The organism is Rhizobium sp. AN5, from assembly GCF_900215255.1.
Classification (GTDB): domain Bacteria; phylum Pseudomonadota; class Alphaproteobacteria; order Rhizobiales; family Rhizobiaceae; genus Agrobacterium; species Agrobacterium tumefaciens.
In genome coordinates, this window is record NZ_OCMJ01000003.1 from 1,362,001 (window position 1) to 1,383,265 (window position 21,265).

At 57.9% G+C, this 21,265-nt stretch carries 19 protein-coding genes; 17 read left to right on the top strand and 2 right to left on the bottom strand.

Features of this window, described 5'->3' with window-relative positions:
- Positions 1–88 precede the first annotated feature (88 nt).
- The 4 genes from CRP02_RS09730 (at position 89) to CRP02_RS09745 (ending at position 4,050) form a co-directional block, all read left to right on the top strand.
- A complete protein-coding gene (locus CRP02_RS09730; RefSeq protein ID WP_097170932.1) occupies positions 89–769 on the top strand; it encodes a DUF2161 domain-containing phosphodiesterase in 681 nt (226 codons plus the stop codon).
- A gap of 159 nt (positions 770–928) precedes the next feature.
- A complete protein-coding gene (locus CRP02_RS09735) occupies positions 929–2,881 on the top strand; it encodes a putative bifunctional diguanylate cyclase/phosphodiesterase (RefSeq protein ID WP_179783972.1) in 1,953 nt (650 codons plus the stop codon).
- A gap of 609 nt (positions 2,882–3,490) precedes the next feature.
- On the top strand, positions 3,491–3,784 hold the full coding sequence (locus CRP02_RS27915) for a hypothetical protein (RefSeq protein ID WP_097170933.1): 294 nt from the start codon (positions 3,491–3,493) through the stop codon (positions 3,782–3,784).
- Positions 3,781–4,050 (top strand): DUF1488 domain-containing protein, encoded by a 270-nt coding sequence (locus CRP02_RS09745; protein ID WP_097170934.1) that lies wholly within the window; start codon positions 3,781–3,783, stop codon positions 4,048–4,050. Before CRP02_RS27915 ends, CRP02_RS09745 begins: the two co-directional genes overlap by 4 nt.
- Positions 4,051–4,161: 111 nt before the next feature.
- Here CRP02_RS09745 and CRP02_RS09750 read toward each other — a convergent pair whose 3' ends face one another.
- On the bottom strand, positions 4,162–4,449 hold the full coding sequence (locus CRP02_RS09750; protein WP_097170935.1) for a hypothetical protein: 288 nt from the start codon (positions 4,447–4,449) through the stop codon (positions 4,162–4,164).
- Positions 4,450–4,977: 528 nt separating this feature from the next.
- Here CRP02_RS09750 and CRP02_RS09755 point away from each other — a divergent pair.
- From CRP02_RS09755 to CRP02_RS09780, 6 genes are read left to right on the top strand one after another with little or no spacing between them, the layout of a single operon-like run.
- Positions 4,978–6,003 carry a LacI family DNA-binding transcriptional regulator gene (locus CRP02_RS09755; protein ID WP_097170936.1) on the top strand — a complete coding sequence of 342 codons (1,026 nt, stop codon included), beginning with the start codon at positions 4,978–4,980 and terminating at the stop codon, positions 6,001–6,003.
- A gap of 35 nt (positions 6,004–6,038) precedes the next feature.
- The gene (locus tag CRP02_RS09760) at positions 6,039–6,992 is read left to right on the top strand and encodes a substrate-binding domain-containing protein (protein ID WP_097170937.1); all 954 of its coding nucleotides are present in this window, start codon (positions 6,039–6,041) and stop codon (positions 6,990–6,992) included.
- Positions 6,989–7,798 carry an ATP-binding cassette domain-containing protein gene (locus CRP02_RS09765; protein ID WP_097099602.1) on the top strand — a complete coding sequence of 270 codons (810 nt, stop codon included), beginning with the start codon at positions 6,989–6,991 and terminating at the stop codon, positions 7,796–7,798. Before CRP02_RS09760 ends, CRP02_RS09765 begins: the two co-directional genes overlap by 4 nt.
- On the top strand, positions 7,795–8,799 hold the full coding sequence (locus tag CRP02_RS09770) for an ABC transporter permease (RefSeq protein WP_097170938.1): 1,005 nt from the start codon (positions 7,795–7,797) through the stop codon (positions 8,797–8,799). The genes CRP02_RS09765 and CRP02_RS09770 overlap by 4 nt, the downstream gene beginning before the upstream one ends.
- 4 nt (positions 8,800–8,803) lie before the next feature.
- A complete protein-coding gene (locus CRP02_RS09775) occupies positions 8,804–9,871 on the top strand; it encodes a phosphotriesterase (protein WP_097170939.1) in 1,068 nt (355 codons plus the stop codon).
- A gap of 25 nt (positions 9,872–9,896) precedes the next feature.
- Positions 9,897–10,667: a glutamine amidotransferase gene (locus CRP02_RS09780; protein WP_097171314.1), complete on the top strand. Its 771-nt coding sequence runs from the start codon at positions 9,897–9,899 to the stop codon at positions 10,665–10,667.
- Between the two features lie 31 nt (positions 10,668–10,698).
- Here CRP02_RS09780 and CRP02_RS09785 read toward each other — a convergent pair whose 3' ends face one another.
- Entirely contained in the window at positions 10,699–11,595 is an 897-nt protein-coding gene (locus CRP02_RS09785) for a ribokinase (RefSeq protein WP_097170940.1), read from the bottom strand.
- Between the two features lie 24 nt (positions 11,596–11,619).
- Between CRP02_RS09785 and CRP02_RS09790 the strand changes: the two genes are divergently transcribed.
- The 7 genes from CRP02_RS09790 to CRP02_RS09820 all read left to right on the top strand — a co-directional run bounded on the left by CRP02_RS09790 (position 11,620) and on the right by CRP02_RS09820 (position 21,255).
- Positions 11,620–12,462 (top strand): BtpA/SgcQ family protein, encoded by an 843-nt coding sequence (locus CRP02_RS09790; protein WP_038494808.1) that lies wholly within the window; start codon positions 11,620–11,622, stop codon positions 12,460–12,462.
- A 13-nt stretch (positions 12,463–12,475) separates the two neighbouring features.
- Positions 12,476–13,738, top strand: coding sequence for a Zn-dependent hydrolase (locus tag CRP02_RS09795; protein WP_179783973.1), 1,263 nt, complete (start codon positions 12,476–12,478; stop codon positions 13,736–13,738).
- A 248-nt stretch (positions 13,739–13,986) separates the two neighbouring features.
- Positions 13,987–14,544, top strand: coding sequence for a fasciclin domain-containing protein (locus CRP02_RS09800; protein ID WP_097170941.1), 558 nt, complete (start codon positions 13,987–13,989; stop codon positions 14,542–14,544).
- A gap of 339 nt (positions 14,545–14,883) precedes the next feature.
- Entirely contained in the window at positions 14,884–17,673 is a 2,790-nt protein-coding gene (locus tag CRP02_RS09805) for a bifunctional aconitate hydratase 2/2-methylisocitrate dehydratase (protein WP_097170942.1), read from the top strand.
- 467 nt (positions 17,674–18,140) lie between these two features.
- A complete protein-coding gene (locus CRP02_RS09810; protein WP_323455360.1) occupies positions 18,141–19,043 on the top strand; it encodes a hypothetical protein in 903 nt (300 codons plus the stop codon).
- Positions 19,043–20,995, top strand: coding sequence for an asparagine synthase (glutamine-hydrolyzing) (gene asnB / locus CRP02_RS09815; RefSeq protein ID WP_097170943.1), 1,953 nt, complete (start codon positions 19,043–19,045; stop codon positions 20,993–20,995). The genes CRP02_RS09810 and asnB overlap by 1 nt, the downstream gene beginning before the upstream one ends.
- Positions 20,992–21,255 (top strand): acyl carrier protein, encoded by a 264-nt coding sequence (locus tag CRP02_RS09820; RefSeq protein ID WP_097099597.1) that lies wholly within the window; start codon positions 20,992–20,994, stop codon positions 21,253–21,255. Before asnB ends, CRP02_RS09820 begins: the two co-directional genes overlap by 4 nt.
- The last annotated feature ends 10 nt before the right edge of the window (positions 21,256–21,265 follow it).

Sequence of the window (21,265 nt, forward strand, 5' to 3'; positions counted from 1 at the left end):
TGCAACCGCATTGGTGGTTATAGTGGTTGTTCTGCGCAGGCGGATCGATATATCTAGGGCCTGGATCGTCACTTTAATCTGCGAGTACATGGAAACTTCGCTTTATCTGCCCGTCAAAAGTTTCCTCGAGCAAGCGGGTTACACTGTCAAAGGCGAGGTTGGCAGTTGCGACCTCGTGGGCTTGAGCGATAACGATCCGCCTGTTGTCGTCATCTGCGAGCTAAAACTGAGCTTCAATCTGGAGCTCATTTTGCAGGCGGTTGATCGCGCGGCTATCGCAGACGAGGTCTGGATTGCGGCACGGGTCTCAGCCAAGGGCAAGGGCCGCGAGGCTGATAAACGTTACCGCGACCTCTGCCGCAGGCTCGGTATCGGCATGCTCGGCATTTCCGATGTTGGCGACGTCAGCGTCATCGTCAGTTCCATATCACCGATGCCGCGAACCAACCCGAAACGGCGTTCGCGATTGATACGTGAACACAAGAGGCGACGCGGAGATCCGGCGGTGGGTGGAAGCACCCGCGCACCAATCATGACCGCGTACCGCCAACAGGCACTCGGCTGCGCTTTGGCGTTGGCATCAGGGCCGCTGCGCGTGCGTCAGGTCAGATCCGGCATACCGGATGCCGGGAAGATTTTGCTTGCAAACGTCTATGGCTGGTTTGAACGTCTGGATAGAGGCGTCTATGGCTTGACCCCTGCCGGACAGGAGGCGCTGCAGCGATGGCCGCAACAAGAGACGCCGGCAACGATCGTCGTTCCCAGCTGATTTCTATTCAGCAATAGAGCTTAATTGCCGCAGACTATGTAAAAACATGACTGCACACCTTGGAGTTGATTTCATTTCCTCTTGATTTACCTTGTGTATTTCCGATGATGTAATACGGACTTGCTAAATAACCGACTCTGTACTCGATGAGTCGTGCAAATGAACATAATTAGCGCCAAACAGAAATTGCTGTATTTTATGTCTGTCCGGTCCGACAATCCGGACCTGCTGAAAGCGCAATATCGCGCTTTCACCCGGCAGATGCCGATGATGTATTTCATACTGATTTCAAGTACATGGGCGCTGGCTACTACACATCTGCAACTGGCGCCGTTTTGGCTCACCATTGGAATTCCCGCTTTTTTCACACTCGGCTGCACCGTCAGGGTTGCATTCTGGTGGAGAACCCGCGGTATCGATCCCCCGCCGAAGGTGGCCCATGCAGCGCTTCAGCGCACAAATCGCCTGGCAGCCGGTATCGCCGTTATATTCACGCTCTGGTCTTTTTTGCTGGTGCCCTATGGGGACGCCTATACGCAGTCCCATGTCGCCTTCTATATGGCGATTACCGTCATCTCCTGCATCTTCTGTCTGATGTATGTGCGTTCGGCCGCCTTCATGGTCACGGCCATCGTCAACGGCGCCTTCGTCATCTTTTTTTTGGCCTCACAGCAACCGACATTCATCGCCATTGCCATCAATGTTCTGTTGGTCTGTGCGGGCATGATGTCCATCCTGTTGACCAACTACCGCAATTTCGAGCGCATGATTGTTTCGCAGCAGCGCACGGAAGCGCTGAACAATGAGAACCTGCTGCTTGCCAATATTGACAGCCTGACGGAACTGCCTAACCGCCGCGCCTTTTTCGCCCATCTGGAAGCCGAGATCGAGAAAGCAAGGGTGGCGGGAACGCGGCTGGCGCTGGGCGTTATCGATCTCGATGGGTTCAAGCCGGTTAACGACCTTTACGGCCATTCCGTGGGCGACAGGCTGCTCGTCAACGTCAGCAAACGTCTCACCGAAACTCTGACGACCAGCAGGGCATTCCGCCTTGGGGGAGATGAGTTTGCGATCGTTGCCCCAATCATACCTGATGATGCGAAACTCGTTGCAAATGCGAACGTGATCTCGGAACGGTTGAGGGAGCCCTATCATCTGCCCGAGGGAACGGTGCATGTCGCTGCTTCCATGGGGATAGCCGTATTTCCGTGCCTCGCTTTGACGCTTGAGCAACTTTTCGACCGTGCGGATTATGCGTTGTATCACGCCAAGAAAACCCGGCGCGGCGATGCCGTCCTCTTCGATGCGGAGCACGAAAAGCAGATCAATATCGAAGCCCGTATCGAACATCTGCTCAAGCAGAAAGAGATAGAAAACGAGCTTTCAGTCGTGTTCCAACCGATCGTCGACATACGCGATGGAAGAGCTGCGGGCTTTGAAGCACTGGCGCGCTGGCACAGCCCGGTCCTTGGGCATGTCCCGCCTGCCCAGTTCTTCGCCATTGCCGAGCGGGCCGGTATCGTCAGCTCGCTGACACGGCCTCTTCTTCGAACCGCTCTCGCTTCTGCATCGGCATGGGAGCCATCCCTTAGACTATCCTTCAACCTCTCGGCCCATGACCTCAATTCCTGCGAAGGCGTGCTGTCATTGATCGGCATCATCGAAAACAGCGGCTTCGACGCAACACGTATTGACCTTGAAATTACCGAAACGGCCTTTGCGCATGATTTCGAACAGGTCAGGCAGTCGGTCGAAATGCTGCGGCGGCTCGGCTGCGGAATTTCGCTTGATGATTTCGGCACCGGTTATTCCAGCCTGACACGGCTGCACGCTCTCCCCCTCACCAAGATCAAGATCGACCGCAGCTTCGTCACGGATCTGCACGAAAAGCCAGCCAGCTACAAAATCGTTAAATCGCTGCTCACGCTCAGCCGTGATATGGGGCTGGAATGCGTGGTGGAAGGGGTCGAAACACGGGAGGAACTCGCGGCCCTTGAAGGTCTCGGTGCTACGCTGGTGCAGGGTTATATCTATGCGGCACCACTACGAGAACAGGATGTCCATGAGTTTCTTTCCGGACAGGCAAAAAAGTGCATGATCCTGTCAGCCTGAAGTGGCCTGGGTTTTTCGGGCCCGATTTTGCGGCTGCGATGCACTACGTGCTGATGTTGATCCCGGGAAGGACAGGAAGACAGGGCTCGGCTACTTCTATCGTGGCGTAGAAATGCGTGCTTTGAATAGACGTGTTTGCTTTGTCTGCCCGGCAGGTTTTTAGCGTTCGCCTTGTTTTCCGCGCAATCCAGGCGCACTATAGGCTTCGTTGTGCTGGCAGCACGGCTCCCCGGTGTCAGAGAGGCGCCGCCTCTTCTTCGTTGTCCTTTAGTGAATGTTTGCGCTGACGGTGCCGTATTTCTTTGCGGTAATCACCGAGATGTCACCTATTGCGGCACAAGCATGCTGGTTGACGGGCGATTATGCTGCCACCAGTTGCACAACGCAGACCATCTGCATTTCTCCAGTGCCATTTCATGGCATCTGGTCGTTTCGCTCCTGGATTTTCTTGGTACCACCCGGACACGACACCGCATCTAGTCCTTAGGGATGTCCGGCTGAAGCACCACTCCGATCGATAGGGACTTTCGACCGAGAGACAGGAACGCAGCAGTCGCAATGTAGAATAAAACCGGCTCCACGCGGATCAAAGTCGCGCTGAAGCCTCGGATGAAAGGCAAGACCATGCATAGTTATAACGACCAAAGACGCCAGGCGCTCAGGATCGAAGTTTGGGAGAACGAAGGCGGGACTTCCGTCGCCGATACGGTTGACTCCCAATATGGAAGAAGGATCGAGAGGGATCAAACCTGGACCATATATCATGTATTCACCGGTGTGCCGGTACGGGTGGGTGGCCGCAGGCTGACTGAACTCAGCATATCGGAAGCAACCGATGGCATGCTTTCACTCAATCGTCGTAACGTTTTGCGAAGGGAAGAACGCAGCAGGTGTCAAGCATGACACTGGCTTTCCCCAACTCGGCCCGCAGTTTTGACGACGTGCGTAAAGCTGTGCGGTTTTTTGGCCACGACGGCATGTTCGAAATCCGGTTTTTTGTTGAAGCCGCTGCACTCGCCAAGGGCGGTGCGCATGCAACAGGCATGTCGGAAGCCCAATGCCTTTCGTCTTTTGACGCAATGCGCACGCCGATCTACGAGGCTGCGAAGAAGGTATATGCCAAGTACCGGCGCAATTTGAACGTCCTGACGACTTCCGACTTCGGCTAGAGCACATCCTGTTTAAACAAAATTGTCTGACGTGCTCTAGCCATTTGTTTTTACGCATTTTTCGGGCGTAAAACTGCTACGCACTTTAGGAAATGCGCGACCATTGCGGAATCATGGAATGGCGCGCGGGCCGGCGTCTACGGTTGCGACGTCGCGAGCCAATGCATCATCGATTTCAGTTGGTAACACCTGAAGGAACTGGCGGCGGTTCATGGCGACAGCGATCGCGGGAATCTCTAGATGGGTTCCCACGCGGCGATACGCCGTGAAGCTGAGGCCCTCTATCAATTCCTCGTCTATGACCAGGCGATAAGTGCCCGCTCCCAAGGGTTCCGAAAGGGCCTCCAGACGGAACGGATGCGTGAATGTGATTTCGGTCTCTGTGGTTCTTTCGATCATGTCCAACACCGCTTTCCGTTGCGTTAAAACCTGCACAGTTACAGCCGGTTATCGCAACTATGCGCCGATCAGGATGTAAACGATCAGCGCCACACTTGCCGCAGACAAGACGTAGCCAGCCAGCGTTGCGAGATTCTGTTTTGTCGGTTGGTGGAATATGGAAGACATGACGTCCTCCTTTGTCGGGGCCAGGGTATTCAACCCTTAAACAGCAGCGCCCGTACTATGGCTGCTGGAACAAACACAGTGGACCCGTTTCACTCGTTTAGCAATGAAACAATCCTGGTAAGATAGAGGTGCTGATCGAAGACACCTTTTTGTGAAGGCGAGGAGCGCCGTCACTCGTCCCGCGATTGCCCTTCTCCGTTGGAAGGCCGTAAAAGTCTCCGATATGCCAAAATTCGAATGCCTCACCAAATGATCTTGACAGGGGGCAAGTTTTGGATTTCCTTGTAAACCGGTTTAGTAAATCGCTTTACAAGCCTATCAAGAGGCCAAAGGCCCACGGGAACAGGAACGGGAAGAATGATGGCGCCAAATCGTGCGACCAGTCTGAAGGATGTTGCCCGCACGGCGGGTGTTTCCGTCGCCACGGTGTCGCGGCTGCTCAACGGCTCGCTGGAATTGCCTGCGGACACGAAGGCCCGCATCGAAGACGCCATTCGCCAGCTCAACTATGTTCCTAACCCGCATGCCCGGCGTCTTAGCCGTGGGCGCTCCGATACGATCGGTCTCGTCGTTCCCGATATCGGCAACCCGTTCTTCGGCATGCTGGTTGCAGCAGTGGAAGAGGAGGCAGACAGGCGCGGTCTTGCCGTATCGCTTTTCGCAACGTTGAACCGGCCGGGACGCGAACTGTCCTATCTGCGGCTTCTTGCCCGCAACCATGTCGACGGGCTGGTCTTCGTTACCAACCACCCCGATACGGACGAGCTTGCCGAGCTTATCAGCGCCACCGGCAAAGTCGTTGTGGTCGATGAAGACGTCAGTGGGGCATCCGTGCCGAAGCTGTTCTGTGACAATGAACAGGGCGGTCGCCTGGCTGGCGAACACCTTGCCGGATATGGCCACCAACGCGTGCTTTATGTCGGCGGCCCCGAAGAGATGCTCAGCACGCAGCGGCGTTTCCTGGGGTTGGAGGCGGCGTTGCGGACACATTGCAGTTCCGAGCCGTCGATCATGCGTTATTGCGGCGACTATACCGCGGAGTTCGGTCGCGAGGCGGCCTTGCGTTTTCTCTCCGAAGGCCGTCCTGCCACGGCAATTTTCGCCAGCTCCGACGAAATCGCCATCGGTATGATTGAAGTCTTGCGGGCGCAGGGCGTGCGCATTCCGCAGGACGTATCGATGATCGGCTTTGACGATGTCGGCCCGCTGCATCTGTTCGATCCGCCGCTTACCGCCATTCGCCAGCCCGTCAGGGCCATTGGCCAGCGCGCCCTGTCGTTGCTGGCCGAAACCAATTGGGAACAGGAAACTCCGGCCCATCCGGAAGAGCTGCTTCCCGTAGAAATCGTCGTGCGGAGCTCCGTTGCGCCGCCGTCGAAACAATAATTGCGACGGATAAAACCAACAGAGGAAGAACGCAAATGACAATAATCAAACGCAGATATTTCTCCGCAGCCCTTGCCGCCACCGTTCTGGCCGGGGCGACGCTTTCCGCCGGCATTGCCGGTGCCGCGGAAAAGACGATAGCCCTGGTGCAGATCAACCAGCAGGCCATCTTTTTCAACGACATGAACAAGGGTGCGGAAAAGGCGGCAAAGGAAGCGGGCGTCAAGCTCGTCATCTTCAATGCCAATAACGATCCGGCAGCGCAAAACAGCGCCATCGAGACCTATATCCAGCAGAAGGTCGATGGGATCGCGGTCGTCGCCATCGATGTCAACGGCATCATGCCTGCGGTAAAGCAGGCCGCCGAAGCGAAAATCCCAGTGGTCGCTATCGACGCAATATTGCCCGAAGGTCCGCAGAAGGCACAGATTGGCGTCGACAATGCCAAGGCTGGTGCCGACATGGGCAAGTTCTTCGTCGACTATGTGAAGTCAGACATGGGCGGCAAGGCCAAGATCGGCGTCGTCGGGGCCCTCAACTCTTTCATCCAGAATATCCGCCAGAAGGGCTTTGAGGACACGCTCAAGGATCAGCCCGGCATCACGGCGGCTGGTGTCGTTGACGGACAGAACGTGCAGGATACGGCTCTTTCCGCAGCGGAAAACCTCATAACCGGCAATCCGGATATGACCGCAATCTACGCAACGGGTGAACCGGCCCTTCTCGGCGCCGTCGCTGCCGTCGAAAGCCAGAGCAAGCAGAAGGACATCAAGGTCTTCGGCTGGGATCTGACCAAGCAGGCGATCGCTGGCATCGACGCCGGTTATGTCGCGGGTGTCATCCAGCAGGACCCGGCGGCCATGGGTGCTGCGGCCGTCAAGGCGCTGAAGACTGTTTCTGATGGTGGCAGTGTCGAAAAGACGATTGCCGTGCCCGTGACAATCGTCACCAAGGCCAATGTCGAGCCCTACCGGGCGGTCTTCAAATGATCGCCGGCGGACAGCACCCAACCGCTGTCACCGGCGCTGGGGGAGATATTCTCCCCCAGCATCTCTCCGGTGCGGTGCAAGAACCGCGCGTCTCGCTTCGCGGTATCGTAAAGACCTTCGGTTCACATCAGGCGCTGCGCGGCGTCGATCTCGACATCTATCCCGGTGAATGCCTGGGCCTTGTCGGTGACAACGCGGCTGGAAAATCGACGCTGACGAAGGTTATTTCCGGAACCTACATTCCGGATGAAGGATCCATTACGCTCGAAGGGGAAGAGGTCCGTTTCTCCGGTCCCGCCGATGCGCGCAATCGCAATATCGAGATGGTCTTTCAGGATTTGAGCCTCTGTGACCATATCGACGTGATCGGCAACCTGTTTCTTGGGCGCGAGATCACCAAGGGTCCGTTCCTCGACCGGCAGACGATGTTGGCCGAGGCCCGCAAGATGCTGGATGCGCTGGAAATCCGTATTCCAAGGTTGACGGCCAAGGTGGAAAAACTCTCCGGCGGACAGCGGCAGGCAATCGCAATCGCCCGTGCGGCGTCCTTCAATCCCAAGGTCCTGATCATGGACGAACCCACTTCGGCGCTTGCCGTGGCAGAGGTGGAGGCCGTTCTGGCGCTGATCAACCGGGTCAAGGCCAAGGGCGTGTCCGTCATCCTCATCACTCATCGTCTTCAGGATCTGTTCCGCGTGTGTGATCGCATCGCCGTCATGTACGAGGGAACGAAGGTCGCCGAACGGCAGATCAACGAAACCAGCCTCGAAGACCTCGTCAAACTGATCGTGGGAGGTCGCCATTGACCGTCTACACTGAACGCGCCAAGGGCTCACCCGTCGCCGATTTCATCGCCGAAAACGCGCAGGTCTTGTCCATAACGGCCTTTTTTATCGCCTGCATGCTGTTCTTTGCCGTAAGCACGGATACGTTCCTTACGGCAGGCAACCTGCTGAACGTCGTGCGTCAGGCCGCCCCCATCCTCATCGTTTCCGTCGCCATGACGCTTGTCATCATCACCGGCGGCATCGACCTGTCGGTCGGCTCCATGGTTGCGCTGATCAACGCCGTCGGTGCCATCCTCATGGCGGCGGGCTATCCCTGGCCTCTGGTGCTGGTCGCCATGCTCGTGCTCGGAGCCGTGCTTGGTCTCTTGCAGGGCTGGTTCATTGCCTATCAGGGCATTCCGGCCTTCATCGTTACGCTCGCAGGCTTGTCCATCCTTCGAGGGGTCGCACTCTATATCACCCAAGGGTATTCGGTGCCGATTCCGGATGCGCCCGGCTTCTTTTTTCTCGGTCGCGGAGACCTGTTCGGTTTCCCGGTGCCGGCGCTGATCGGTATCCTCATCACTGTCGTGGCCTATGTGGTCATTTCGTCCACCCGCTACGGACGCCGGGTCGTGGCGGTAGGCTCCAATCTGGAGGCTGCCCGTCGTGTGGGTATGCCGGCAAAATGGATCCTCGCATCGGTCTATCTGGTGGCAGGCGTGGCATCCGCAATCGCTGGGCTGCTGATCGCGTCACGCCTTGGCTCGGGTTCCTCCAACGCTGCTGTCGGCTTTGAGCTGCAGGTCGTGGCAGCGGTTGTGCTTGGCGGCACATCTTTGATGGGCGGACGCGGAACCATTCTCGGCTCCGTGCTTGGCACCATGACCATTGCCGTGATCGGCAACGGGCTGATCCTGATGCATATTTCGCCTTTTTTCACACAGATCGTCACGGGCGCGATCATTCTTGCGGCCATCTGGCTCAACACGCGCATCTTCACCACCAATTTCCGCTTGGGTTCCAGAAAAAAGGGTTGAGGCCATGGTGGATGAACTCTCGAAAGGCCATATTCGCTCCGGCAATTTCATGACGGTTTCCGGTCCCGTCCCGGTGGAAAAGCTCGGTGTGACGCTGATGCACGAGCATATTCTCAACGATTGCCGCTGCTGGTGGCACGCACCGAAAACGCCGGAGCGGCAATATCTGGCGGAGGGCTTGGTCTGCCAGGAAATCCTCGGCGAACTTCGCCAGGATCCCTTCGTCAACAAGCACAACATCACGCTGGATGATGAGCCGCTTGCGATTAAAGAACTGTACGAATTCGCCGCTCAGGGCGGCCATACAGTGGTGGAGCCGACCTGCCAGGGTATCGGCAGAAATCCGCTTGCCCTCAGGCGGATATCCGAGGCGACCGGGCTCAACATCGTGATGGGGGCGGGTTATTATCTGGCCTCCTCCCATCCTGAGAAAGTGGCAGCGCTCAGCATCGACGATATCGCCGATGAAATCGTTCATGAGGCGCTTCAGGGCGTTGACGGAACCGGCGTAAAAATCGGTCTGATCGGAGAGATCGGTGTGTCCTCGGACTTCACCCCCGAGGAGCAGAAATCGCTGCGCGGTGCGGCGAGGGCGCAGGCCCGTACAGGTTTGCCCCTCATGGTGCATCTTCCGGGCTGGTTAAGGCTGGGTCACAGGGTTCTCGATGTAGTCGAGCAGGAAGGCGCGGATGTCAGTCACACCGTTCTGTGTCACATGAACCCGTCGCATGATGACCTTGGCTATCAGGGAGAACTTGCCGGCCGCGGTGCCTTCATCGAATACGACATGATCGGCATGGATTTCTTCTATGCCGATCAGCAGGTCCAATGCCCGAGTGACGACGAAGCGGCCAAAGCCATCGTCCAGCTGGTGGAGCGCGGATATCTGGACCGCATCCTGCTTTCCCACGATGTTTTCCTGAAGATGATGCTGACGCGGTATGGCGGGAATGGTTACGCCTATATCCTCAAGCATTTCCTGCCGCGATTGAAGCGGCATGGTCTGGAAGACCTCACCTTGCAAATCCTCATGCGGGATAACCCGCGCTCGGTCTTCCAGGCGAAGACGTGACGAACCCATAGAAATGGAACGAAACATGACAAAGAAAGTACTTCTCGTGGGCGAAAGCTGGGTCAGCTCCGCCACTCACTACAAGGGCTTCGACCAGTTCGGCAGCGTCACCTTTCACTTGGGCGCGGAACCTCTGGTAAAGGCGCTTGAAGGTAGTGAATACGAGCTGACCTACCTGACGGCTCATGATGCTGTCGAGAAACTTCCCTTCGATATGGCGGGGCTGGATGCGTATGACGCGATCATCCTCTCTGACATCGGTGCCAATTCGCTGCTTTTGCCGCCTGCGGTTTGGCTGCACTCGAAAACCGTTCCAAACCGTCTGAAGCTTCTCAAGGCATGGATCGAAAAGGGTGGCGGCCTGCTGATGGTTGGCGGATATTTCTCGTTCCAGGGTATCGATGGCAAGGCCCGGTGGCGTCGCACCCCCGTGGAAGATACGCTTCCCGTAACCTGCCTGCCATGGGATGACCGCGTTGAAATTCCGGAAGGATCGACGGCCGACATTCTGATGCCGGATCATCCCACCGTTGCGGGTCTTTCCGGCGAATGGCCGCTTCTCCTCGGTGTCAATGAGGTAGAGGTGCGCGAGCGCGCGGATGTGGACGTGGTTGCCCGCCTGCCTGCGGAGCAGGGCGGTCATCCGCTTCTGGTCACCGGCGTTTTTGGCCAGGGTCGGACAGCGGCGTGGACATCCGACATTGGTCCGCACTGGCTCTCTCCCGCCTTCTGCGAATGGCAGGGCTACGGCCGTTTGTGGAAAAACATTCTGGGCTGGCTGACAGAAGCTCGCTGAGCGCGGCGGCAGGTATCGGCGGAAAGGATTGTCAGTTGGACAAAATATCCGCGAGTTCAAGGATATCGGGAAAGGCTGAAAGCGTGCCCCGACGACTGACGGTCAGCGCAGATGCCTTTGCGCCATGCCTCAACGCCTGTTCATCCACACTGACGTTTCTCAACGCGGCGGAGGCAAGCGTGACGGCCATGAAGCAATCGCCAGCACCCGTCGTGTCGACAACGCCAGTTTTTTCGGCGGGCACGGTCAGGCATTGGTTTGTCGTGCCAAGCATCGAACCCTCGCCGCCAAGGGTGAGGATGACCTGGCGGACACCGGCTGAAATGAGCAATTTTATCGCAGTCGAGCCGGTATCCCCGGTCAGGGCGGCGGCTTCGCCGCGGTTGAGGAAAGCAATGTCCGTGAGCGGCCAGAGACTTTCAAACCAGGGTTGGAGAGGTGACGGATTGAATGCGGTGATCATTCCCGTTGCCTTTGCCTGCGACAGTGCGAGACGGGTGGTTGTTTCGCTGAGATTGCCTTGCACGACGAGAAGGTCGCCGGGGCTGGCTGTACCAAGGGTTCCGGCCACGTCTTCCGGGGTCAGGGATTCCGCGCAGGCCGTGGTCGTGACGATGCTGTTTTCACCATCGGGCGTATTGAAGATGATGGAGAGATCGCTGGTCTGCCCATCCATGCCAATGAGGTCGGCGGTCAGAGGTTCGGTTGCAAGGCGGGCGCGGATGGTCGCAGATCTGTCATCTGTACCTACAGCAGCAGTCAATGTGGTATCGAGCCCGCATCGGGCCATGACAATGGCTTGATTGCAGCCTTTGCCGCCAAGATCGCGGAAGGCCTGCCGGCCGAAAATCGAAGCCCCGGCTTCCGGCAGGGCGGAAACGGAATAGGTTTCGTCGAGCGCGATATTGCCGATGACGAAGGCACGCATGAAAAACTTTCGAGAGGACAAGGCATGCAGATCATATCCGACAATAGGGCGAACGCCATCCAGGAAATCTTTGGTCGTGACAAGGCCCTGATCGGCATGGTGCATTGCCCGCCGTTTCCCGGAGCACCAAGGTATCGTGGCGCGGCCATGGATGCCATCTACGACGTCTGCATGCGCGATGCCGAGGCTTTGATCGAAGGCGGCATGCATGGTCTTCTCGTTGAAAACCATGGCGATATTCCCTTTTCCAAGCCGGAGGATATCGGTCATGAGACAGCCGCCTTCATGAGCGTGGTGACTGACCGGGTCGCGCGGGCGACTGGCGTTCCGCTCGGTATCAACGTGCTTGCCAATGCGCCGATCCCGGCTTTCGCCATTGCCATGGCGGGCGGAGCGAAATTCATCCGCGTCAACCAGTGGGCCAATGCCTATGTCGCCAACGAGGGTTTCATGGAAGGGCGCGCGGCGGAAGCGATGCGTTATCGATCCCTGCTCAGGGCCGAGCACATAAAGGTTTTCGCCGACAGCCACGTCAAGCATGGCGCGCATGCTATCACGGGTGATCGCAGCATCGATGAGCTGACCCGCGACCTTGCCTTCTTTGATGCGGATGCGGTGATCGCTACCGGCCAGCGAACCGGCAACAGCGCAACGATGGCGGAAATCGAAGAGATCGGGCAGGCCACACATCTTCCGCTTCTGGTCGGTTCTGGTGTTGGGGAAGCCAATATCGTTGAAATCCTGAAGCGCACCAGCGGTGTCATCGTCGCTTCGTCGCTAAAACAGGGCGGTGTCTGGTGGAACCCTGTCGAGCCTGCGCGTGTGCGATCGTTTGTTGAGGCGGCGCAGCCAGGTCTTTCGGGTTGAGGGCAAACGGGAAATGATGACGACGCAAACTCTTTCGATCAACGGGCAGCGACTTATCGATCGACTCGACCGGTTTGCGCAAATAGGCGCGACGGCAAAGGGTGGCGTCAACCGCCAGGCCTTGACCGGCCTCGACCGGCAGGCGCGGCAATTGCTGACGGAGTTGGCACTGCAGCGCGGCTTCAAGGTCTTTCAGGACCCGATTGCCAATCTGTTCATTCGCCGCGAGGGGCGCAACCCGGATCTGTCGCCGCTGCTTATCGGCAGTCATCTCGACAGTCAGCCCGCAGGCGGTCGTTTTGACGGTGCGCTCGGCACGCTCGCAGCTTTTGAGGTTCTGGAAACACTCGAGGATTGCGGGGTGGAAACCGAGCGGCCGGTGGAGGTCGTGTCGTTCACGAATGAAGAGGGCTGCCGCTTCGCGCCGGGCTGCATGGGCTCCATGGCCTTTGCCGCCAGTTCAATTCCAAGCGCCTGGGAGACCATGCGCGCGACTGACGGTGCACTTTTCGCAGATGAACTCTCCGCCACTCTGGAAAGTCTCCCGGCTGCCGCGATGCGGCCTCTGGGCACGCCTGTTTTCGCTTATCTCGAGGTCCATATCGAGCAAGGCCCTTCATTGGAAAAAGAGGGCTTACCGATCGGCATCGTCACCGGCATACAGGGAACGCGCTGGCTGGAGGTGATTATCGAAGGGCAGACCGCCCACGCTGGAACAACGGCGCTGCAATATCGGCATGACCCCATGCAAGCCTCCGCCAACGCGCTTGCTGAACTCTATGGCGACATCATGCCAGCAGATCCGGCCGCACGTTTCACGATTGGCCGCATGGCCCTCGAACCCGGCGCGGTGAACGCGATCCCGGCAACGGTGCGCTTCACGATCGATTTTAGACACCCTTCGCTGACAACAATCGGCGTCATGGAGCAGACAATCCGCACGGCTGTCCAGCAGGCAGCGGCGGACACAGGCTGCTCGGCGACCATTTCGCAGATTTTCGACATGCCGCCGGCAAGTTTTCCGGATGAATTGCTTGCCGTATTGGATCAGGCTGCACAAGCGCGGGACTTTGCAACAAAGAGAATGCTCTCCGGCGCATTCCACGATGCGCTTTTTATGAACCGCGTCGCGCCATCGGCCATGATTTTCGTACCTTGCCGGGATGGTCTCAGTCACAATGAGGCTGAATATGTGGAGCAGGAGCATAGTATTGTGGGTGGCAACATGCTCTTGGCGTCGGTTCTTCAGCTGCTAGCGCCGACGGGCACGTTGTAAATCGAATGTTCGCGGGTAGTTCCCGCCCTCCGTTTGCAGGTCACTGCGCGCTGGCCGATCGCGAGTGTAATTCGGTTGAGAAAAAGCCGAAATGAATCAGCGCTGTAGCAAGTGATCGTATGATACTGCCTTTTGCTTGAAACTTTCCCCCTGTCGCTCTCGTCACTTGTGCTGTTCCCCGAGACGGGAACGACAGGCCTTCAGAGGCGCGCTTCCGCGCCGAGGCGATTAGGGAAGAGGAATATTCAATGTTCAAGTCCGCAATCCGTACGCTCGCCCTTGCGACGGCCATCTCGACTCTTGCTTCGGGTGCCTTTGCTGAAAATCCAAAGGTCGGCGGTGCTGCGATGTACGAAAACAAGAACATCATCGAGAATGCCGTCAACTCGAAGGATCACACCACGCTGGTCGCCGCCGTCAAGGCTGCCGGTCTTGTAGAAACCCTTCAGGGCAAGGGACCGTTCACGGTCTTCGCTCCAACCAATGAGGCATTTGCCAAATTGCCGAAGGGTACAGTCGAAACCCTGCTGAAGCCGGAAAACAAGGCGCAGCTGACCAAGATCCTGACCTGTCATGTCGTGGCGGCAGATGCCATGTCCAGCGCCATCGAGAAGATGATCAAGGACGACAACGGCACCCATGATGTGAAGACGGTCGGCGGCTGCATCCTCAAGGCGAAGGAAAGCATGGGCAAGATTACCCTGACCGACGAAGGGGGTGGTGTTGCGCATGTGACGATCGCCGACGTCAAGCAGTCGAACGGCGTCATTCATGTCATCGACAAGGTTCTGCTTCCGAAGATGTGATTGCTCTTATCTTCTGCATGCCTGATCCGGCCACCTCCTCGGTGGCCGGATTTTTTATGTGCTCGACGTTGCTTTTATCGGTGAAGCAATGGTTTGCCGGCATCACGTCAGGCAGGCTGCGGGGAGGAATGCCGGGCGCATCCCTGAGGGCACGACGGCAGACGGCATGCCTGCCCGCATGTTCTCCCGTTCCCTTATCGAAAACAGAAACAGAGTGCGCTATCTTGCCTTCCGGCCCTGGTTGACGTACTCGAAATCGGTAGGACCCTGGGCCGATTAACAATAGTGTTTCGTGGCGCTGCGTTTCGGCGCCATACACCTCATGACGTTGGGATTGCGATGAACCTTTACTTGGATTACCTGGCTGAGATCGAAAGCAGAAAAACTCAAGGGCTCGCTCCCAAGCCGATCGACGATGGCGGATTAACCGGCGAAATCATCACCTTGATCAGGGACACCGGTAGCGAATATCGCGCGGATGCCCTCAAATTCTTCATTTACAACACCTTGCCAGGCACCACGAGCGCTGCCGGCGTCAAGGCGGCCTTTCTGAAGCAGATCATTCTGGGCGAGACTGTCGTTCCCGAGATCACGCCCACCTTCGCCCTCGAACTGCTGTCGCATATGAAGGGTGGCCCCTCCATCGAAGTGCTACTCGACATCGCCCTTGGTGATGATGCCGGGCTTGCCCAGCAGTCAGGCGAAGTGCTGAAGACGCAGGTCTTCCTCTATGACGCCGACATGTTCCGGCTGCGCGATGCCTTCAAGGCGGGCAATACCGTAGCGAAGGGCGTTCTTGAGAGCTATGCCAAGGCTGAGTTCTTCACCAAGCTTCCGGATGTCGAGGATGAGATCAAGGTCGTGACCTTCATCGCCGCCGAAGGCGATATCTCGACCGATCTTCTGTCCCCCGGCAACCAGGCGCATTCGCGTTCCGATCGCGAATTGCACGGCCAATGTATGATCACGCCGGAAGCGCAGGCGGAAATCGTCGCGCTTCAGAAGCAGCATCCGGACAAGCGGGTGATGATGATCGCCGAAAAGGGCACGATGGGCGTCGGCTCGTCGCGCATGTCGGGCGTGAACAACGTGGCGCTGTGGACCGGCAAGCAGGCCAGCCCCTATGTGCCCTTCGTCAACTTCGCCCCGGTCGTTGCCGGCACAAACGGCATTTCGCCGATCTTCGCCACCACTGTCGACGTGACGGGCGGCATCGGCATCAACCTGAAGAACTGGGTGAAGAAGCTCGGCGAAGACGGCAAGCCCATCCTCAACAATGACGGCAACCCGATCCTCGAGCAGAAGTATTCCGTCGAGACCGGCACGGTGCTGAAGATCGACGCCAAGAACCGTAAGCTTCGCGACGAAAGCGGCAATGAGCTGGTCGACGTCGCCGCCGCCTTCACGCCCCAGAAGATGGAGTTCATGAAGGCAGGCAGCTCCTATGCCATCGTCTTCGGCAAGAAGCTCCAGACCTTTGCGGCCCAGACGCTCGGCATCGAGGCGACCCCGGTCTTTGCCCCCAACAAGGAAATCTCGATCGAAGGCCAGGGCCTCACCGCCGTGGAGAAGATCTTCAACCGCAACGCCGTTGGCGTGACGCCCGGCAAGGTGCTGCATGCCGGTTCGGACGTTCGCGTGAAAGTGAACATCGTCGGCTCGCAGGATACGACCGGCCTGATGACCGCGCAGGAACTTGAGGCGATGGCGGCAACCGTCATTTCGCCGCTGGTGGATGGTGCGTACCAGTCGGGTTGCCACACGGCCTCCGTCTGGGACAAGAAGGCGCAGGCGAACATTCCGAAGCTCATGTCCTTCATGAACAACTTCGGCGTCATCACCGCCCGCGACCCGAAGGGCGTCTATCATTCGATGACGGACGTGATTCACAAGGTGCTGAACGACATTACCGTGGACGACTGGGCGATCATCATCGGCGGCGACAGCCACACCCGCATGTCCAAGGGCGTGGCCTTCGGTGCCGACTCGGGCACTGTGGCGCTGGCACTGGCGACGGGCGAGGCGACCATGCCGATCCCGCAATCCGTCAAAGTGACCTTCAAGGGCACGATGCAGCCGCATATGGACTTCCGCGACGTTGTGCACGCGACGCAGGCGCAGATGCTGAAGCAGCATGGCGACAACGTCTTCCAGGGCCGCATCATCGAAGTCCATATCGGCACGCTGCTCGCTGATCAGGCCTTCACCTTTACCGACTGGACGGCCGAGATGAAGGCCAAGGCGTCGATCTGTATCTCTGAAGACGAGACGCTGATCGAGTCGCTGGAAATCGCCAAGTCGCGTATCCAGATCATGATCGACAAGGGCATGGATAATGCCGCCCAGACGCTTAAAGGTCTGATTGACAAGGCAGATCAGCGTATTGCCGAAATCCGCTCGGGCGAAAAGCCCGCTCTGACCCCCGATGCCAACGCGAAATATTTCGCCGAGGTCGTGGTTGATCTGGACGTGATCGACGAGCCGATGATCGCCGACCCCGACGTCAACAACACCGATGTGTCCCGGCGCTACACCCATGACACGATCCGTCCGGTGTCCTATTACGGCGGCACCAAGAAGGTCGATCTGGGCTTCGTCGGTTCGTGCATGGTGCATAAGGGCGACATGAAGATCGTCGCCCAGATGCTGAAGAACATCGAGAAGGCCGAAGGCAAGGTCGAGTTCAAGGCGCCGCTCGTGGTCGCGGCACCGACCTATAACATCATCGACGAGCTGAAGGCGGAAGGGGATTGGGAAATCCTGCAGAAGTATTCCGGCTTCGAGTTCGATGATCTCAAGCCGAAGACCGCCAACCGGACGGAATACGAGAACATCCTCTATCTGGAGCGCCCGGGCTGCAACCTTTGCATGGGCAACCAGGAGAAGGCGGAGAAGGGTGATACTGTTCTGGCAACCTCGACCCGTCTCTTCCAGGGCCGCGTTGTTGAGGACACTGCCGAGAAGAAGGGTGAATCGCTGCTGGCCTCGACCCCTGTCGTGGTACTGTCGGCAATCCTTGGCCGCACACCGAGCGCTGAGGAATACAAGGCCGCCGTGGTAGGTATCGATCTGACCAAGTTCGCACCGCCGAAAGCTGCGCCGATCGATTCCCTGTCTGTCCAATACTAAAGTATTTCCGGGCGTAGGACTTTTACGTCCGGAAAAACGTTTGAAACCAAAGATATAGAGCGCGTCCACCGAATTCAGTTGAAACCGGACGCGCTCTAGGGTTGAAATTACCCGTCAAATTCTTTGCAAAACGCCACAATCACGCGAAAAAACGCCGGCACATAACTTCTGATTAATACGCCTGCGGCAGAATAGGAATGATAATTACTTTCGATTAAATATCTATCCGGCAAGAAGCGGCGAGTATGTCTGAAATACGCTCATTTATTGCGGACGATCTCGTGTCCGTGGCTGACATGTTTCACCGTTTTTTGCGGAAGAAAGATGGGGCCGCGACAGATGATCTGACCTCATATTTACGCGCTGTCTTTCTCGAAAATTCAAACATAAATCCGGATATCCACTCCAAGGTCTATGTGCGCGACGATGGGCGTGTGTCTGGATTTCTGGGCGTTTTGCCCGTGGCAATGGAACTTAATGGCCGGAACATACAGGCCGCTGTCTGCTCTTCCTTTGTCGCTGAAGACCGTGAGACCGATCCCTTTGCCGGAGCGCGTTTGCTGCGCGAAGTTTTGGGTGGACCTCAGGAGCTGACATTCGGGGAGACGATCAACGACGTTTCCGCCGATATGTGGAAGACGATGCGCGGCCAGCTGCTCGCCTCCTACAGTCTCGATTGGCTGCGGATTTTACGCCCGGCTTCATTCGGGCTGGAAATAGCCGCTGACCGTTTCTCCAGCACTTTCCGCGCGCTGACGCCGTTCAGCAAGATCATCGACCGCACCATTTCCGCGCGTGGCCATGGGCGAGCATTATCCTATTACGCATCACATCCGGACAAGGTAGACAGCTTTACCGACGAAGACGCGAGCGATGCCGAATTCGCGCGCCTGGCACGGGAACTCGTCGGCCACTTTCCGCTCCATCCCGTTTGGACCGAGGAAAGCCTGTTGCACATGCTCCAACACGCCAAACGCAAACGTCTGCACGGCGAACCAGTCCAGCGGATTGTGAGGGCCCGCGGCGGCAGGGCGGTGGGGCTTTTTCTTTACCACGGCAATCCAACGGGCATCGGCCGGACGCTGCAGATCATGGCCGTGCCCGGGCAGGAGCAGATCGTGATCGACCGGCTGATCCGCAATGCCTATGATCGTGGTCTCGCGGCCATCAGAGGCCGCACCCAGCCAGCACTGCTCCGGGCGATGCTCGGCAAGAAATGCACGTTTCTGCATGCGTCATCCACCATCGTGCATTCGCGCAATGCGGACCTCCTCAAGGCAGCGACGGATGGAACGGCATTTTTCAACGGCTTTTGCGGTGAAAGCTGGACGCGCCTCATCGGTGACAGCTTTGGTCAGGCGGTCAAGTAATGTGCGGAATTGCCGGATTTTACCGACACAACATGCCGGCCGAGCGCGCAAACGAGCGCCTTGCGCTGATGGCGTCGCGTCTTAAGCATCGTGGTCCAGATGCGCATGGAGCCCTGCTGCGCGGCGATGTCGGCCTTGCCCACGCACGGCTGGCGATTGTGGGCATTGCCGATGGCGCGCAGCCGATGCGCACGGTCGAAGAAGATCTCGCCATTTCCTTCAACGGCGAAATCTTCAATCACGTCGAACTGCGCGAAACGCTGTCCGCGCGCGGTCACCATTTCCGCACCCACTCCGATACCGAAGTCATCCTGCATGACTATCGCGACAAGGGGCTGGATTGCCTCAACGAATTCAACGGCGATTTTGCCTTCGCCCTGCACGACGCCCGCAACGACACGCTGGTGCTTGCGCGTGACCGGATGGGTGTCCGGCCGCTTTATTATACGTGGCATGAAGGTACGTTTTATTTCGCATCCGAGATCGGGGCGCTTCTGGCCTTGCCGGGAATGACGGCCGAGATCGATCCGGTGGCGCTGGATCAGATATTCACCTTCTGGTTCCCGTTGCCGCCGCGCACCGCCTTTCGCGGCATTCACGAATTGCCGCCCGGTCATCTGATGATCCTGCGCGATGGCGCGTCCACGGTACGGCGCTGGTGGCAACTTTCCTATCCTGACGGCCAGGACTTGGCACCGCCGGCAAGCCTTGGCGCGCAGGTGGAAGAGCTGACGGCGCTGCTGGCCGACGCAACGCGGATCAGGCTTCGCGCCGACGTGCCTGTCGGCTCCTATCTGTCCGGCGGGCTCGATTCCTCCCTCGTTTCTGCCCTGGCTGCCGAATGCGTCAGCCGAGGCCTGCGCACATTTTCGCTGGCCTTCGAAAGTGCGGAGCACGACGAAAGTATCTGGCAGAAAACAATGAGCCAGCATCTTGGCGTCGCATCCGAAACCACGGAGTGCTCAACTGCGGACATAGCGCAATACATGCCTGAGGTCATGGAGCACGTGCTGACGCCCATTCTTCGCACAGCGCCGGTGCCGCTTTACCTGCTCTCCCGGCATGTGCGCGAACGGGGCATGAAGGTGGTGCTGACCGGTGAAGGTGCTGATGAGCTGTTCGCCGGCTACGATATTTTCCGCGAAGCGCGGGTACGGCGCTTTTGCAGCCGCCAGCCGCAATCGGCTCGCCGGCCGAAACTGTTCCAGCGGCTTTATCCCTACCTTCCGGGGCTGAAACAGCAGACGCCGGATTATCTCGCACGCTTCTTCTCCTTCGGCGCAGAAGCCACCGACGAGCCGCTGTTTTCCCATCGGCCGCGCTTGCGCTCGACGGCGGCGGCGAAAATCTTCTTTTCAGCGGAATTGAAAGCGCAGCTTGGCGACTACGACGCTGCGGCCGATCTTGCTGCGCAGTTGCCGGAGGATTTCCGCCGCTGGCATCCGCTTCATCAGGCGCAGTACCTCGAGACAGCATTTCTCTTGCCCGGCTATATTCTGTCCAGTCAGGGAGACCGGGTCATGATGGCAAATGGAGTGGAAGGCCGGTTTCCGTTCCTCGATCCCCGTGTGGTGGACTTTGCCGCAGCGCTCCATCCCGAGGCGAAACTGCGCGGTCTGAAGGAAAAATATATCCTCAAACAGGCTGCAGCCGAGCTGGTGCCCGATGCGATCTTAAACCGACCCAAGCAGCCCTATCGCGCGCCCGACGCGGAAGCTTTCGCGGATGCCGGCTATCTCGACACCGTACTTTCTACCGGTCAAGTCAGGACCACCGGCCTGTTCAATGCCCAGGCGGTGGAAAAGCTGACGACAAAGGTGCGGCAAAAACAGGCGACCGGCTTTCGCGACAACGCCGCCTTCGTCGGGATTCTCTCGACCCAGCTTCTGCACGCTGCCACGACCCAGAATTCCAAAATATCATCGCAAAAAATCGAAGGAAGCTCAAAATGACCAATGAAAGCACCGGCATGAAAGCCGAAATTCGCGGTTTCATCATCGAAAACTTTCTGTTCGGTGACGAAAGCCGGCCGTTTGGCGACGATCTTTCGTTGATCGACAATGACATGGTCGATTCCACGGGAATTCTCGAATTGGTGAGCTTCATCGAGGAACGCTACGACGTCCGCGTTGCCGATGGCGATATCGTACCGGCCAATCTCGATACGATCGACAACATCGCGGCCTTCATCGGTCGCAAGCAGACCGCCTGAAATTTCGGGA

Coding starts and splice junctions, on each gene's coding strand:
- CRP02_RS09730 (WP_097170932.1), top strand. CDS start 89: ATGGAAACTTCGCTTTATCTGCCCGTCAAAAGTTTCCTCGAGCAAGCG.
- CRP02_RS09735 (WP_179783972.1), top strand. CDS start 929: ATGAACATAATTAGCGCCAAACAGAAATTGCTGTATTTTATGTCTGTC.
- CRP02_RS27915 (WP_097170933.1), top strand. CDS start 3,491: ATGAAAGGCAAGACCATGCATAGTTATAACGACCAAAGACGCCAGGCG.
- CRP02_RS09745 (WP_097170934.1), top strand. CDS start 3,781: ATGACACTGGCTTTCCCCAACTCGGCCCGCAGTTTTGACGACGTGCGT.
- CRP02_RS09750 (WP_097170935.1), bottom strand. CDS start 4,449: ATGATCGAAAGAACCACAGAGACCGAAATCACATTCACGCATCCGTTC.
- CRP02_RS09755 (WP_097170936.1), top strand. CDS start 4,978: ATGGCGCCAAATCGTGCGACCAGTCTGAAGGATGTTGCCCGCACGGCG.
- CRP02_RS09760 (WP_097170937.1), top strand. CDS start 6,039: ATGACAATAATCAAACGCAGATATTTCTCCGCAGCCCTTGCCGCCACC.
- CRP02_RS09765 (WP_097099602.1), top strand. CDS start 6,989: ATGATCGCCGGCGGACAGCACCCAACCGCTGTCACCGGCGCTGGGGGA.
- CRP02_RS09775 (WP_097170939.1), top strand. CDS start 8,804: ATGGTGGATGAACTCTCGAAAGGCCATATTCGCTCCGGCAATTTCATG.
- CRP02_RS09780 (WP_097171314.1), top strand. CDS start 9,897: ATGACAAAGAAAGTACTTCTCGTGGGCGAAAGCTGGGTCAGCTCCGCC.
- CRP02_RS09785 (WP_097170940.1), bottom strand. CDS start 11,595: ATGCGTGCCTTCGTCATCGGCAATATCGCGCTCGACGAAACCTATTCC.
- CRP02_RS09790 (WP_038494808.1), top strand. CDS start 11,620: ATGCAGATCATATCCGACAATAGGGCGAACGCCATCCAGGAAATCTTT.
- CRP02_RS09795 (WP_179783973.1), top strand. CDS start 12,476: ATGATGACGACGCAAACTCTTTCGATCAACGGGCAGCGACTTATCGAT.
- CRP02_RS09800 (WP_097170941.1), top strand. CDS start 13,987: ATGTTCAAGTCCGCAATCCGTACGCTCGCCCTTGCGACGGCCATCTCG.
- CRP02_RS09805 (WP_097170942.1), top strand. CDS start 14,884: ATGAACCTTTACTTGGATTACCTGGCTGAGATCGAAAGCAGAAAAACT.
- CRP02_RS09810 (WP_323455360.1), top strand. CDS start 18,141: ATGGAACTTAATGGCCGGAACATACAGGCCGCTGTCTGCTCTTCCTTT.
- asnB (WP_097170943.1), top strand. CDS start 19,043: ATGTGCGGAATTGCCGGATTTTACCGACACAACATGCCGGCCGAGCGC.
- CRP02_RS09820 (WP_097099597.1), top strand. CDS start 20,992: ATGACCAATGAAAGCACCGGCATGAAAGCCGAAATTCGCGGTTTCATC.